This window comes from Paraneptunicella aestuarii, from assembly GCF_019900845.1.
Taxonomy (GTDB): domain Bacteria; phylum Pseudomonadota; class Gammaproteobacteria; order Enterobacterales; family Alteromonadaceae; genus Paraneptunicella; species Paraneptunicella aestuarii.
The window spans coordinates 2,099,212-2,113,579 of record NZ_CP074570.1; the positions used below are offsets into that span (position 1 = coordinate 2,099,212).

General features: G+C 42.7%; 13 protein-coding genes. 11 read left to right on the plus strand and 2 right to left on the minus strand.

The genetic code is table 11. The features are described 5' to 3' along the window. Positions 1–77 precede the first annotated feature (77 nt). The 5 genes from rpsA to pyrF all read left to right on the plus strand — a co-directional run bounded on the left by rpsA (position 78) and on the right by pyrF (position 4,368). On the plus strand, positions 78–1,751 hold the full coding sequence (gene rpsA / locus KIH87_RS08685) for a 30S ribosomal protein S1 (protein WP_232361138.1): 1,674 nt from the start codon (positions 78–80) through the stop codon (positions 1,749–1,751). A 105-nt stretch (positions 1,752–1,856) separates the two neighbouring features. Further along, complete coding sequence (gene ihfB / locus KIH87_RS08690; protein WP_232361139.1) at positions 1,857–2,144, plus strand: integration host factor subunit beta; 288 nt, start codon at positions 1,857–1,859, stop codon at positions 2,142–2,144. A gap of 82 nt (positions 2,145–2,226) precedes the next feature. Next, positions 2,227–2,490 carry a lipopolysaccharide assembly protein LapA domain-containing protein gene (locus KIH87_RS08695; protein ID WP_232361140.1) on the plus strand — a complete coding sequence of 88 codons (264 nt, stop codon included), beginning with the start codon at positions 2,227–2,229 and terminating at the stop codon, positions 2,488–2,490. Further along, on the plus strand, positions 2,491–3,660 hold the full coding sequence (lapB, locus tag KIH87_RS08700; RefSeq protein WP_232361141.1) for a lipopolysaccharide assembly protein LapB: 1,170 nt from the start codon (positions 2,491–2,493) through the stop codon (positions 3,658–3,660). It abuts the gene before it with no gap. Next, entirely contained in the window at positions 3,661–4,368 is a 708-nt protein-coding gene (gene pyrF / locus KIH87_RS08705; RefSeq protein ID WP_232361142.1) for an orotidine-5'-phosphate decarboxylase, read from the plus strand. 172 nt (positions 4,369–4,540) lie between these two features. Here the strand turns inward: pyrF and rne are convergent, their stop codons facing one another. Continuing rightward, entirely contained in the window at positions 4,541–7,627 is a 3,087-nt protein-coding gene (rne, locus tag KIH87_RS08710) for a ribonuclease E (RefSeq protein ID WP_232361143.1), read from the minus strand. Between the two features lie 812 nt (positions 7,628–8,439). Between rne and rluC the strand changes: the two genes are divergently transcribed. Further along, complete coding sequence (rluC, locus tag KIH87_RS08715; protein WP_232361144.1) at positions 8,440–9,396, plus strand: 23S rRNA pseudouridine(955/2504/2580) synthase RluC; 957 nt, start codon at positions 8,440–8,442, stop codon at positions 9,394–9,396. Positions 9,397–9,423: 27 nt separating this feature from the next. Here the strand turns inward: rluC and KIH87_RS08720 are convergent, their stop codons facing one another. Continuing rightward, on the minus strand, positions 9,424–10,080 hold the full coding sequence (locus KIH87_RS08720; RefSeq protein ID WP_232361145.1) for a Maf family protein: 657 nt from the start codon (positions 10,078–10,080) through the stop codon (positions 9,424–9,426). Between the two features lie 66 nt (positions 10,081–10,146). Between KIH87_RS08720 and yceD the strand changes: the two genes are divergently transcribed. From yceD to fabG, 5 genes are all read left to right on the plus strand, one after another. Further along, positions 10,147–10,674, plus strand: a complete 528-nt coding sequence (gene yceD / locus KIH87_RS08725) for a 23S rRNA accumulation protein YceD (protein WP_232361146.1) — start codon at positions 10,147–10,149, stop codon at positions 10,672–10,674. 3 nt (positions 10,675–10,677) lie between these two features. Further along, positions 10,678–10,848: a 50S ribosomal protein L32 gene (rpmF, locus tag KIH87_RS08730; protein ID WP_232361147.1), complete on the plus strand. Its 171-nt coding sequence runs from the start codon at positions 10,678–10,680 to the stop codon at positions 10,846–10,848. 655 nt (positions 10,849–11,503) lie between these two features. Next, on the plus strand, positions 11,504–12,463 hold the full coding sequence (locus tag KIH87_RS08735; RefSeq protein ID WP_232361148.1) for a beta-ketoacyl-ACP synthase III: 960 nt from the start codon (positions 11,504–11,506) through the stop codon (positions 12,461–12,463). Positions 12,464–12,544: 81 nt separating this feature from the next. Continuing rightward, positions 12,545–13,474: an ACP S-malonyltransferase gene (gene fabD, locus KIH87_RS08740; RefSeq protein WP_232361149.1), complete on the plus strand. Its 930-nt coding sequence runs from the start codon at positions 12,545–12,547 to the stop codon at positions 13,472–13,474. 8 nt (positions 13,475–13,482) lie between these two features. Beyond that, positions 13,483–14,220, plus strand: coding sequence for a 3-oxoacyl-ACP reductase FabG (fabG, locus tag KIH87_RS08745; protein WP_232361150.1), 738 nt, complete (start codon positions 13,483–13,485; stop codon positions 14,218–14,220). Positions 14,221–14,368 lie beyond the last annotated feature (148 nt).

Consider the following 14,368-nt stretch of genomic DNA (forward strand, 5'->3'; position numbering starts at 1 on the left):
GTAAGGAACCAGACTCTTAATTTAACAACCCCATTCACGATGGATTGTAGTGGATTTGAACCTTTTAAAACTTAATTATGATTGAAAATTTTGCTCAACTTTTTGAAGAAAGTCTAAAAGAACTGGAAACTCGTCCTGGTGCTATCGTTCGCGGTACAGTAGTTTCTATCGATAAAGACATTGTTTTGGTAGACGCGGGCCTTAAGTCCGAAAGCGCGATCCCGGCAGAACAATTTAAGAATTCCCGTGGCGATTTGGAAATTGCTGTTGGTGATCAAGTAGATGTTGCGTTGGATGCCGTTGAAGACGGATTCGGCGAAACTATCCTGTCTCGCGAAAAAGCTAAGCGCCATGAGGCTTGGGTTGAGCTGGAAAAAGCCTACGAAGAAAAAGCCACTGTTATGGGTATCATCAACGGTAAAGTTAAAGGTGGCTTTACAGTTGAAGTTAACGCTGTTCGTGCATTCTTGCCTGGTTCATTGGTTGACGTTCGTCCAGTACGTGACACTGCTCACCTTGAAGGCAAAGAACTAGAATTTAAAGTTATTAAGCTTGATGCCAAGCGTAATAACGTTGTTGTATCTCGTCGTGCTGTTATCGAAGAAGAAAGCAGCGTAGAGCGCGAACAATTCCTGGCTGCCCTGGACGAAGGTGTAGAAGTTAAAGGTATCGTTAAGAACCTGACTGACTACGGTGCATTCGTTGATCTGGGTGGTGTTGATGGTTTGTTGCACATCACTGATATGGCTTGGAAACGCGTTAAGCACCCAAGTGAAATCGTCAGTGTTGGTGACGAAATCAACGTTAAAGTATTGAAGTTCGATAAAGATAAGTCTCGTGTTTCTCTTGGTATGAAGCAAATGGGTAGCGATCCTTGGCATGAAATCGCACAACGTTACCCAGAAGGTTCTAAACTGACTGGTCAAGTGACTAATCTGACTGACTACGGCTGCTTCGTTGAAATCGAAGAAGGCGTTGAAGGTTTGGTTCACGTTTCTGAAATGGATTGGACTAACAAGAACATCCACCCATCTAAGGTTGTTAACCTGGGTGACACTGTTGAAGTTATGGTACTTGAAATCGATGAAGAACGTCGTCGTATTTCTCTTGGCTTGAAACAGTGCATTGCTAACCCTTGGGAAGAGTTTGCCAAGTCTTACAACAAAGGTGACAAGGTTACTGGTAAGATCAAGTCTATCACTGACTTCGGTATCTTCATCGGCCTGGATGGCGGTATTGATGGTTTGGTTCACTTGTCTGACATTTCCTGGAACAAGACTGGTGAAGAAGCCGTTCGCGACTATAAGAAAGGCGACGAAATCACAGCTGTTGTATTGCAAGTCGATGCAGAGCGTGAGCGTATTTCTCTAGGCGTAAAACAAATTGATGAAGATCCATTCAATAAGTATCTGACAGATAAAAAGAAAGGTGCTATTGTTATTGGTAAGGTTACCGCAGTTGATGCCAAAGGCGCGACTGTTCTGCTAGCCGAAGAAGTTGAAGGTTATATTCGTGTTGCTGACCTTGCACGTGAACGTGTTGAAGATGCTACCACTATCGTTAGTGAAGGTGATGAGATCGAAGCCAAGTATATTGGTGTTGATCGTAAGAACCGCATCATCAACTTGTCTGTGAAAGCGAAAGACGAAGCGGATGAAAAAGAAGCAATGGCTAAAGTCAACAAAACTGAAGAAGTTGGCTTCTCAAATGCCATGGCTGAAGCCTTCAAGGCGGCGAAAGGAGAAGAATAAGCACTTCGCTACTATTCTGAATAGTAAGAGGGGTGGTTTTTCCACCCCTTTTTTATTGCCGGTAGCCAAATCAGATTTATATTTTTGGTTGACGAAGAGGTTTCTATGACCAAATCAGAGCTTATTGAGCGTTTAGCTGATAAAGCGCGGCATATGCAAGCAAAGGATGTTGAACTGGCTATTAAGGAAATTCTTGAACAAATGGCTCAAACCCTACAGCGTGGTGAACGGATAGAAATCCGCGGGTTTGGTAGTTTTTCCTTGCATTACCGAGCTCCAAGAGTTGGGCGTAATCCCAAAACTGGAGAGTCTGTAAAACTTGATGGAAAATACGTGCCTCATTTTAAGCCCGGAAAGGAACTGCGGGAAAGAGTCAACGATTTGATCCTGTAATTAAATTAAAAAAATATGTTAACGGCACTCCAATAAGAGTGCCGTTTTTGTTATTGTGCTCCTGAAAAACAAGGGGAATACATTGACTGTTTTATTACTCGTTATTATTGCGATTGCACTGCTTATCCCTGCAATGGTGATTGGTGCCAATAACAGTGCTCAGGTTGTACTAGACTACTTTGTTGGAACGCAGTCGTTCACTCTTTCTTCCTTGCTGGCTCTGAGCTTTTTTGTGGGGGTTTGTTTTGCGTCGATTATTTGGGTGATCTTTTGTATGAAACTCAAGTTGCAAATCGGTTCATTACAACGTCAGCGTCGAAAACTATTACAAGAATCTATAAAGTAAATGCTTGAACTGCTATTTCTGTTGTTACCTGTTGCAGCCGGTTATGGTTGGGTGATGGGGCGTAATAGTGTACGTCAGGCGCAACGTCAATCGTCCAGCATCTTATCCAAGCATTATTTCAAAGGCCTAAACTTCCTGCTGTCTGATCAGCCTGATAAAGCGGTAGATACATTAATTAAAATGATTGATGTGAATACTGCGAATGTTGAAACTCATATTTCAATGGGAAACTTCTTCCGACATCGTGGTGAACTCGATCGCGCTATTAAAATTCATCAAAATCTGGTCGGAAAAGAAGGCATTGAAAGTAAACAAAAAGAAGATGCCTTGTATGAACTAGGTCGGGACTACGCCCTGGCTGGTTTTCTAGAGCGGGCAGAAAATACTTTTATTCAATTGTTAGGCAGTGAAAAGCATTTTTTGGCTGCTCAGCAGCAGCTCTTTGGTATTTATCAAACCACCAAAGAGTGGGATAGAGCCATCGAGCTTGCTGAAAATATGATGGAGAATCATGGCGATAGCGATGAATTGTGTCAGCGTATTGCTCATTTTTATTGTGAACATGCTCAAGTATATTTGAAGCTAAATGATTCACAGCAAGCTGAAAAAGATCTGCAAAAAGCCATTATGTCTGATGAACACACGGTTCGTCCCTGGTTAATGCTGGCTGAAATGGCTATTCAAAAGCAGGATTACTCCTCTGCAAATGATTACCTTAAACAAGTGCCATTACGCGATGTTAGCTGGTTCAGTGAAGCCGTGCCTTTACTGGAAAAGTGTGCTGAGGGTCAGGGAAGTACAGAAACACTGCGATCATTGCTTGATGAGTATTCCGGGCAGTGTGCCACTGCTTATTTAGCGAAAGTTAAGCTTATCGCGGAACAAGAATCTATTTCTGCGGCAACTGAGTTCTTATTGGAACAATTGAATGGCAGTCCTACAATGAGAGGATTCCATACTCTTCTAGGCTTATATATTCGTGATCCACATGCGAAGAATACCGAACAGAGTTTGATGATGCTGCAAAAGTTGGTTGAAGAACAAATGCAACAACGTCCTAAATATCGTTGTGGTGGTTGTGGTTTTTCCGGGCGAAGAATTCATTGGCTTTGCCCTTCATGTAAAAGCTGGGGGCTGATGAAGCCCATTAAAGGTTTAGACGGAGAATAGATGTTGTCAGCAGATCCGAAAGTTATTGTTGCCTTAGATTATGACGATAAAAGTCAGGCTTTGGACTTTGTTTCCAGATTAAGTCCTGAACTATGCAAACTTAAGGTTGGCAAAGAGATGTTTACCTACTTTGGCCCTGATTTCGTTAAAGAGCTGGTAAATCGAAAGTTTGATGTTTTTTTGGATCTGAAATTTCATGATATTCCAAACACGGTTGCCAAAGCTTGTTTGGCTGCGGCTGATTTAGGGGTTTGGATGGTTAATGTTCACGCTTCTGGTGGCCCTAAAATGATGACGATGGCAAGGGATGCCTTGGACAAGCTGGGCGAGCAACGCCCCAAGTTGATTGCGGTGACCGTGCTTACCAGTATGGATGCTACTCAATTACAGGCAATTGGCATTCAATCCACACCTGAGCAACATGTGCTAAAAATGGCACAGCTTACCAAGGATTCTGGTTTGGATGGGGTTGTATGCTCTGCTCAAGAATCGACTGCGTTAAAGAATTTGTGTGGTCAGGAATTTTGCTTGGTGACTCCGGGAATTCGTCCGGCGGGTAGCCAACAAGATGACCAGACCCGAATTATGACGCCTGAGCAGGCTGTTCAAGCGGGGTCGGACTATATGGTAATAGGTAGACCTATTACAAAAGCGGTAGATCCTGTTGCTGCTCTTGTACAGATTAACGAGAGTATTAAGGGGATTTAAGTTTCATACACTCTATAAAGCGTATAAAACTTCTAAAGTACATAAAACAAAAAACGGCTTGCAAGTAAGATTGTAAGCCGCTTTTTTTAATGTGTTTCATTCTGTTTTTTTGATGGATTTGAGCTTCTCTTAAGCATCAGATAACTAATGCTTAAGAGGTTCAAATTATCAATTAAGCTTGCGCTTCCGGTCGTGCTGCTGGAGCGTTGGCTTTATTTGTCAAACTTACTATGGCAGCGCTTCGACCACTTTTGGCAAATTCTGGACGCATAGATTCATCTAAAGCAGAAATCTGAATTTCTTGAATAGGTGTATCAATGCTTTGAGGTCTTGCCATAGGATAAGACGCTCGTTTCAAGCTGTTCTTAGCCTTGTAGTTACCTTTGCTGCTTTTTTCCCTGGACTGAGTTTGCTTTTCCTCATCCGCAGTGTTTTCCTCTGCTTTAACTTCTGCCACCGGAGCAGGTTCAGTTACTTCTTCCTTCTTGATATCTTGATTGTCGGCGGCGTGGAAAATGTCAGTTTGAGTTGGTTCAGCATTCTCCTGAACTTGCTCTTTGCTTTCAGTAGCTTCTACAGGTGTAGATTCTATCTGCTTTTCTACCGTATTCTCTGGCTGATTAACTGCATCAATAGTTACGACGGTAGCAGCTGCACTTTCAGAAGCTGTTTCTTGCACCGGCTTTTCTTCCGAAATAGTCTCAACAGTGCTTTCTGAGGTGGCTTCTTTATCAGTATTTACTGTTTCAGAATTAACCTGTGCTTTTGTCTCAACTTCTTCAAATTGCAACGCAACTTGTCCAGAGCTATCTGATTCGCTGTTTTCAGTTTCCGCTGCTTCAACTTTATTTGTGTCAGTTGATGGAACAGGGATTGCTGTTACTTCTTGCGCTACTGGAGCCGTTTGAACATCAGCCTCAGCTTTTGCTTCAGTGCTTACTGTTGCAGGCTCGTTTAATTGATATTCTGGTGCCGTTTCATTCACCTGATTTTTAACGTCAGCATCTACTGGCTTTTTACGGCTGCGAGTACGACGTTTAGGCGCTTCAGATGTTTGAGTTGCGCTATTTTCGTCAGTTACTTGCGTTTCTGCTTTAGTTTCAGAAGTCTCTTGGGTTTGTTGAACAAGAGGCTCTTGAACAGGCTGTGCCTGAATTGCTTGCTCTTGTTTAGACGTTTCCTGAGCTGTTACATCCGCGGTGACTAGAGCATTTGGGTCTGACACTCTTACACTGCGTTTGCGCTCTCTACGCTTACGACGTTCGACAAGCTTTTTCTCATTCTTGGCTTCAATGTCTTTATTATCCGTTTGAGCCTGAGGCTTTGCTTGGTCGCTTCTTCTTTCCTGGTCGTTTCTTCTTGGCTTGGTATTTTTAGCCTCGGTATTCGCATCACCTTTTTTAAGGTTTTTGTCTTGATCACTTCGAGGTTTGCGCTCAGGGCGCTCAGCTCGTTCTGTACGCTCTGGGCGCTCAGATTTACCGTTGCGATGATTGCGCTGGTTACGTTGTGGACGTCTGCGTGAATTGCCCTTGGCATTGCGGTTGTTGCGGTCTTTGCTGTTATTACCTGATTTTCCATCGGAACTAAACAGGCTACCTAACCAGGCAAAGAAAACAGTCAAGAAACTCTTGGATGCAGGTTTAACAACTGGTGCTGCTGGAGATGGAGCGACAAAACCCTGTAGCGCAGGTTGCTCTCTAACAACGCTTTCACTGGAGGAACTTGAGCTGTCATCTTTCTCTGGTTGAACCGGAGCTAACTTTGAACTGGATTCAATAACAGTGTCATCATTACGCACTCTGGAAACTTCATAATGAGGCGTTTCCAGTTCTCGCTTAGGTAAAATCAACAATGTGACTTTCAAGCGATCTTCAATTTTACGCAGGGTATTACGTTTGTCGTTCAATAGGTAAGAGGCTACTTCTACAGGTACGTTCGCTCTTACTTCTTTAGTGTTCTCTTTTAACGCTTCTTCTTCCATCAAACGCAAGATTGACAGGGCTGAAGATTCCACGCTACGAATGGTGCCTTGACCAGAACAACGTGGGCACACATGCGTTGACGCTTCACCCAAAGACGGGCGCAGACGCTGGCGTGACATTTCCAGTAGACCAAAACGGGAAATTCGTCCCAATTGCACCCTGGCTCTGTCTTGAGCTACTGCTTCTTTTAAGCGGTTTTCCACTTCTCTTTGGTGACGTGATGGTGTCATGTCAATGAAGTCGATAACCAGCAATCCACCCAAATCTCGAAGTCTGAGCTGGCGAGCGATTTCGTCGGCTGCTTCCAGGTTTGTATTCAATGCGGTTTCTTCAATATCACCGCCTTTCGTTGCACGAGAGGAGTTGATATCAATAGAGGTCAGGGCTTCGGTTGGATCAATAACAATTGAACCGCCAGAAGGAAGTCTGACTTCACGTTGGAAAGCGGATTCAATCTGGTTTTCAATCTGATAGTGATTGAATAGTGGAATGTCGTTCTTATAGCGTTTGACCTTGTTAACGAAATCCGGACGTAGCAGCTTCATGTGCTCTAGCACTTGTTGGTATGCTGTATCGTTATCAATCAGAATTTCGCCGATATCACGACGTAAATAGTCGCGAATTGCACGGATAATAACGTTACTTTCCTGATGGATAAGGAACGGTGCTTTACGTGACTCCGACACTTTCTCAATGGCTTGCCAATAAGTCAGCTGGATATTTAAATCCCATTCTAATTCTTCATAGGATTTGCCAACGCCCGCAGTACGAACAATTAAACCCATGCCATTAGGCAGATTTAGTTTATCCAGGGCATCTTTTAAATCTGTACGCTCATCACCTTCAATGCGACGGGAAATACCACCGGCACGAGGGTTGTTGGGCATTAATACCAGGTAGCTACCCGCCAAGCTGATAAAGGTTGTTAAGGCTGCGCCTTTTTGACCGCGTTCTTCTTTGTCGATTTGAACGATAACTTCCTGGCCTTCTTTCACCACATCTTTGATGTTAGGACGGCCTTCAAATTTGTAATCTGATGGGAAGTAGGTTTTGGCTATTTCTTTGAGAGGAAGGAATCCGTGGCGTTCAGCGCCATAATTAACAAAAACGGCTTCCAGACTTGGTTCAATGCGAGTGATAATCCCTTTGTAAATATTCGCTTTTTTCTGTTCGTGGCCCGGGCTTTCGATATCTAAATCATAAAGCTTTTGACCATCAACCAGAGCAACTCGCATTTCCTCTTGCTGAGTTGCGTTGATCAACATTCTTTTCATATATTGTGCTCGATGTAATACATACCGATCACACAACAAACAGGAATAGAATCAATTGCTTACAGGTAGCAGAGAACAGCCGTATTTTAGAGTACGGGCATGTGTTTATTGACTCTCATTGTGTCTGACTTGTTTGACCTAAACGTCAACTCAGTCTCTCGACTGTATATCCTCAAGCTCTATTTTTATCGCTTGTAGTATGGGTCTAAACGCATTTATGCATTTGAGTCAACCTGCGCTAGTGTCGCAAGTATCCAGTAATTCCTAAGTTTGTTGCCTGATCGCAACTTTTATTTAATCAATTGATTACTTAATCAATTTAATTCTTTTCATTTGTGCACATTGACTGCGGTTCGATTAACTTTTACCGACAAGGGTATAACCTTGTATGTTCTTCATGGCTCAGTTAATCCTCTGTTTTGTCTACCACATCCGGTAACTGTTGTGTAATGCATCTAATCATATCTTTATATTCTGTTTAACGAATGCTCAATAGCAATTTGTTTGATAATTCTGCCAGAGCGGGATATGAGTCAGGAAATTACGTTCAGAACCAGAAGCTGTAGCTTACGCAGTACATTTTCAATGCAATGTTACACGTTTGACTAACAACAATACCGTCAAATAAGACGAGTACCGGCTAATTATGGCATCAAAGCTGAAAATGTAGCAAGAAAATATCTTTAATTAGTGCAATTTATGATGATTAATGAGTCGATTTATTGCCAACTGAAAGAATCTCTTAAATTGTTTGCAAAGTTCGCATAATTCTTGTCACCAGTTGCGAGGAAATAATATAGAATAGCGCGGCTATGGGAGATTTAGATTTTACAAAAGTACAATTTATAGACGTTGACGCTGAAAGAGCGGGCCAACGCATTGATAATTTTCTAATTGGTTTACTTAAAGGCGTACCCAAAAGTATGGTTTATCGTCTTTTACGTAAAGGCGAAGTGAGAGTTAATAAAAAGCGCATTAAACCTGAGTATAAGTTACAGGGAAATGATGTTTTACGATTACCACCAATTAGAGTCAGCGAACAAAGTTCAGAACCCTATGTGAATACAGATCGAGCCAATGAATTGGAAAAATTCATTTTGTTCGAAGATTCTCATTTAATCGTGTTGAACAAACCAAGTGGTATTGCTGTACACGGGGGAAGTGGCCTTTCTTATGGCGTGATTGAAGCCTTTAGAGCCATTAGACCCGAAAGCAAGTTCCTTGAGTTAGTACATAGGTTGGATCGCGATACCTCTGGATGCCTGATGATAGCCAAGCGCCGCTCTGCGCTTAAGTCATTGCACGAGCAAATTCGAAGCAAAACCGTTGATAAGCGATATCTGGCGTTGGTTGCTGGTACATGGCCGAAAAGTCGGCGAGTAGTGCAAGCCCCCCTACATAAGAATACATTACGTTCAGGTGAAAGGGTGGTTCGTGTTTCTCAAGATGGTAAGCCTTCTGAAACCCGATACTCAGTGATGCAGCGATATCAAGGCGCTACATTGGTTGAAGCTTTACCTATTACCGGGCGGACGCACCAGATTCGGGTTCATTGCCAGTATGCTGGACATTGTATTGCTGGTGATCCTAAATACGGCGACAAACAATTTGAAGAAGATGTGATTGCCAATACGGGATTAAAGCGTTTGTTTTTACACGCACATCAATTGAGTTTTGATGATCCTCGTACCGGGGAAAGACGCACTTTTGATGCTGCTATGGATGAGCAATTGCAAAGTGCGTTATCTCGACTTATCCCCGTTGAGTAATATTGCTTTTTGAATCCTATCGCTGGCTTAGTCAGCGATAGGTATTTGCTGTAGCAAATTAATACCAGCCTGTTTAAATAATTCAGCTAATGCTATGAGAGGGAGACCGACCAATGCGTTTGGATCTCTTCCCTCCAGTTTTGAGAATAGAAGAATTCCTATCCCTTCACTTTTAAATGCGCCTGCACAGTCATAGGGTTGCTCTAAATCCAGATAATGACTGATGTCGTCATCAGACAGGGTTTTAAAATAAACCGAATATTGTTCTAACAAGGTATAAATAGCATTGGTTCTTGTATCGAACAGTGCTAATCCAGTCAGGAAGTCTACTTTATTACCACTAAAGCGACGTAATTGTTGAAAAGCCTTTTCTTTATTGCCCGGCTTACCGAGAATGTCCTGTTCAAAACAAGCTATCTGATCGGCTGCTACTATATAAGCAGAGGAATGGTATTTTTCGGGTAGGGATGTTGTTAAATGGTTATTCGCTATTTCCAGTGCTTTCTCTTTCGCGAGTCGAATGACCAGCTCATTGGGAGGTTCATTTTCCAATGCGGATTCATCAATATTGGGGGAGATGGCAAGGAATGGAATTCCCAGTTTTTTCAGTACGTTTTGCTTGTATTTTGACTCTGTTGCCAGTATCAAAGGTAATGAGTTTGTTAAATTATGTTCAAACGGCAAGGAATCCCCCTTAAATACCAAGATTTTTTTGACTCAGAGACATTTCCTCTATATGATGCGCCCGCTATGCAGAAAGTCAAACTGCCCAAACAAGTTGAACCGTTCAAAAGTGCCTCTAAACGCTCTGATTATAAGGGTATTATGCTGGCTCATGATATGCTACGGCTTAATGAAGCAGTTGACCAGGTGCTAGATGATATTGCAATAACAGTTAAGTTTGATACTGATGCTCAGGGTCTAACTTATTTTGAAGGCAACTTGCAGACCACTGTGAGTCTGATTTGCCAGCGTTGTAATGAATCCTTTGTTCACAATGTCGATGTAGATTTCTGTTTCTGTCCGGTTACAGATTCAGACAATGTGGACGAAATACCGGAAACCTATGAGCCGGTCGAAGTGGATGAGTTTGGCGAGATTAATTTACTTGAATTGTTCGAGGATGAACTGATTCTTTCATTACCTATTGTGGCTATGCATCAGGAAGATGATTGCAAAATGGGTAACGAAAGTTTGAGTTATGGAAGCATCGAGCCGGAACAAGAAAAACCAAATCCATTTGCTGTGTTGAAAGAACTTAAGCGTAATCAGGAGTAAGTAATGGCGGTACAACAGAATCGTAAAACTCGCTCCAAGCGTGGCATGCGTCGCTCTCACGACGCGCTACCTGGGGCGACATTATCAATTGACTCGACTACTGGTGAAACCCATCGTCGTCACCATGTGACTGCAGATGGCTTTTACAAAGGCAAGAAAGTCGTAGATAAGTAAGCATCATTTACCGGGAACAATTTAATTGGTTCCGGTTTTTGAAGCTGATGGGGGCATTTAATGCCCCTTAGCTTTTTTAGGCACCTTGTTTTTCGGGCACGGTTGTTTTCAAATTATTTGAAACAATTATTTCAACTTAATATTTAAAATATTCTTTCCTGAATTAATCTCTTTAATTCAAGCCACCTGTGTGCATTCTGTACAAAAATCTTAATTTCCTGCCATTTTTATTTTGATGGTGTTTTGCTTTTTGAGCTCAGTTAAACCATAGTTTTCTGAGTGCATTAATGCTTGGTTTTGCTGTTTATTGTCAAGGAGTGAAATCCTTTACACATCCGATCTGTAACGAGATTACAGACGCTTTGCCTTGGAAATGCGAGAATAGCGAACCTTTGATTTTGAGGAACTATTTATAGGGATTCAAAGTCAGTAATAAAAGCAATCAAGTAATTAGAAATAAAATAATATGAAACTTGCTTTTGCGTTATTAGACAAAAATAAGCGGGTATTTAAAATACTGCTTTTTGCTCGCAAGAGTTGATTTTTGAGATTGCGCAATTATTTAGGGAATCTTGATAAGTTCAGAAAATTGAAAAACGTAAACGGGAATGCGTTCTGAACTAAAGCTACAGTTTTATTGGAAGGTCGTAAGTTAATGTATTCAAGAATAATAGCAACAGGTAGTTATTACCCTGCAGAAGTAAGAACCAACGCCGACTTGGAAAAAATGGTGGATACCAGCGACCAATGGATAACTGACAGAACGGGTATCAAAGAACGCCGCATCATGGCGAGCGATGAAACGGTCAGTGATATGGGCACAAAAGCTGCTCGTGCGGCGTTGGAAATGGGGGATGTTGACCCTTCTTCAATTGATATGATTATTTGTGCCACAGCAACCGGCCCCAGAACCTTCCCCAGCGTTGCCTGTGACATTCAAAAAGAACTTTCTCTCGATGGTATTCCTGCCTTTGATTTAAATGCTGCCTGTGCTGGATTTTGTTTTGCCATGAGTGTGGCTGATCAATACATCAAAACAGGTATGTGTAAGCGTATTTTGGTTGTAGGTGCTGATGCCTTGTCTCGCTTGGTAGATCCAAGTGATAGAACCATGATTATTCTGTTTGGTGACGCCGCGGGAGCTTGTATTCTTGAAGCCAGCGAAACACCGGGAATTTTATCCAGTCACATTCATGCTTCCGGCAAACATGGTGATCTTCTTTATGCAGGAACTCCGGTTTGGGGAGATGTAGAATCCGTTAATAGTTCTTGGGGTGTAATGAAAGGCAACGAAGTTTTTAAAGTTGCGGTTACCAAACTCAGTGAATTGGTTGAACAAACCCTGGCGGCTAACAATATGAGCAAGTCTGAACTGGATTGGCTTGTACCTCATCAGGCTAATTTCCGTATCATTAAGGCAACAGCAAAAAAACTTAACATGTCGATGGATCATGTTGTTCTTACGTTGCCAAAATTTGGTAATACCTCAGCAGCTTCTGTTCCTACTGCTTTGGATACCGCAATTCGCGATGGGCGCATTCAGCGTGGTCACACATTAATGCTTGAGGCATTTGGTGCGGGCTTTACCTGGGGCTCCTTGCTGATTAAATATTAATTTCATTTTGTCTACATAGAGTCAGGTTAGCATTGGTACGTTAGCCTGCGGTTACTCTGTGTAATTTTATTAGGAAACGATATGTCTAAAACTGCATTTGTATTTCCCGGTCAAGGTTCTCAAACCGTGGGAATGATGTCAGATATGGCCGAGGCTTATCCGTCCATTCAGGAAAGTTTTGCTGAAGCTTCTGACGCACTGGGTTTTGATTTGTGGAAGGTGGTACAAGAAGGGCCGCTGGAAGAATTGAATAAAACCAGTATCACTCAGCCTGCCTTATTAACTGCCAGTGTTGCTATTTGGCGAGAGTATTGTGCACAAGGTGGCGCGGCTCCGGATTTTATCGCTGGACATAGCTTGGGTGAATATACTGCACTGACTTGTGCAGGTGTATTTACATTAGCTGATGCGGCTAGCCTGGTTCATGCCCGTGGTACGTATATGCAACAAGCCGTTCCTGAAGGCGCGGGTAGCATGGCGGCGATTATTGGTTTGGACGACGACAAAGTTGTCGAGTTGTGTGAAGAAGTGGCTGAAGGGCAGGTTGTGTCTGCGGTTAACTTCAATTCACCCGGGCAAGTAGTTATTGCTGGACACGCTGAAGCCGTTGACAGAGCGATCAAAGGTTGTAAGGCCAAAGGTGCTCGTATGGGAATGCCCTTACCTGTGAGTGTTCCTTGTCATTGCAGTTTAATGCAGGATGCTGCAGGTCAGTTAGCTGACAAGTTAAATGCAACGCCAATGAACAGTCCTGTTATTCCTGTTATTAACAATGTCGATGTGGCAATTGTCAGCGATGTTGATGGTATTCGAGATGCTTTGATTCGCCAGTTATATGGCCCTGTTCGCTGGACTGAAACCATCCAGAAACTTGCATCAGAAGGCGTCACTAATATTATTGAATGTGGGCCGGGCAAAGTGCTGAGCGGGCTAACAAAACGAATTGATAAATCCATCGGTGGAACGGCGATTAATACGCCTGATAGTCTCACCGCTGTATTAAATAAATAGGGGATCCTATGTCTGACTTGCAAGGTAAAATTGCATTAGTAACTGGAGCCAGCCGTGGTATTGGAAAAGCCATTGCTGAAAAACTGTTGTCTTTAGGGGCAACGGTTATTGGTACTGCAACATCTGAAAACGGTGCTGCAAACATTGCTGAATATCTAGGTGACAAAGGGATGGGAGCGGTATTAGACGTTTCTCAACAAGATTCCATTGACGCTTTAATGAGCTCCATCAAAGAAAAATATGGCGATATTGATATTTTGGTCAATAACGCAGGCGTGACCCGTGATAATTTGCTGTTAAGAATGAAAGAAGAAGAATGGCAAACCATCATGGATACCAACCTGACTTCCATTTTCAGAATGTCCAAAGTTGTCTTACGAGGCATGATGAAAAAACGTGCAGGGCGCATTATTAATATTGGCTCTGTGGTTGGCAGTAGTGGTAATCCGGGACAAGCTAACTATGCAGCCGCAAAAGCAGGGTTAATTGGTTTCACCAAATCAATGGCTCGAGAAATCGCATCTCGTGGCGTTACTGTTAACGTAGTTGCGCCCGGTTTTATCGCCACAGACATGACTGAAGAGCTGAGTGATGAGCAAAAAGCTGCCATTATGAAGGATGTACCTGCTGAAAGGTTGGGTAAGCCTTCTGAAATTGCGGCCGCCGTTGCCTTTTTAGCGTCTGACGAAGCCGCTTACATTACCGGTGAAACATTGCATGTAAATGGTGGCATGTTTATGGGTTAACCCGTTGGGTTATTTTGTTACTCTTGGCTAATGTTGTTTTTGTGTTAAATTGTGGTTAGACCAGCAAAAAAGGTGCATCCCGGGCTTGCATGGTCTACCTTAGACGAATACACTAGCCGCCGATTTAAGATTTAGAATCTAGCGACAT

What these genes read in the sequence shown, in the direction of transcription:
- rpsA (WP_232361138.1), top strand. Translation starts at nt 78, where the DNA reads ATGATTGAAAATTTTGCTCAACTTTTTGAAGAAAGTCTAAAAGAACTG.
- ihfB (WP_232361139.1), top strand. Translation starts at nt 1,857, where the DNA reads ATGACCAAATCAGAGCTTATTGAGCGTTTAGCTGATAAAGCGCGGCAT.
- lapB (WP_232361141.1), top strand. Translation starts at nt 2,491, where the DNA reads ATGCTTGAACTGCTATTTCTGTTGTTACCTGTTGCAGCCGGTTATGGT.
- pyrF (WP_232361142.1), top strand. Translation starts at nt 3,661, where the DNA reads ATGTTGTCAGCAGATCCGAAAGTTATTGTTGCCTTAGATTATGACGAT.
- rne (WP_232361143.1), bottom strand. Translation starts at nt 7,627, where the DNA reads ATGAAAAGAATGTTGATCAACGCAACTCAGCAAGAGGAAATGCGAGTT.
- rluC (WP_232361144.1), top strand. Translation starts at nt 8,440, where the DNA reads ATGGGAGATTTAGATTTTACAAAAGTACAATTTATAGACGTTGACGCT.
- yceD (WP_232361146.1), top strand. Translation starts at nt 10,147, where the DNA reads ATGCAGAAAGTCAAACTGCCCAAACAAGTTGAACCGTTCAAAAGTGCC.
- rpmF (WP_232361147.1), top strand. Translation starts at nt 10,678, where the DNA reads ATGGCGGTACAACAGAATCGTAAAACTCGCTCCAAGCGTGGCATGCGT.
- KIH87_RS08735 (WP_232361148.1), top strand. Translation starts at nt 11,504, where the DNA reads ATGTATTCAAGAATAATAGCAACAGGTAGTTATTACCCTGCAGAAGTA.
- fabD (WP_232361149.1), top strand. Translation starts at nt 12,545, where the DNA reads ATGTCTAAAACTGCATTTGTATTTCCCGGTCAAGGTTCTCAAACCGTG.
- fabG (WP_232361150.1), top strand. Translation starts at nt 13,483, where the DNA reads ATGTCTGACTTGCAAGGTAAAATTGCATTAGTAACTGGAGCCAGCCGT.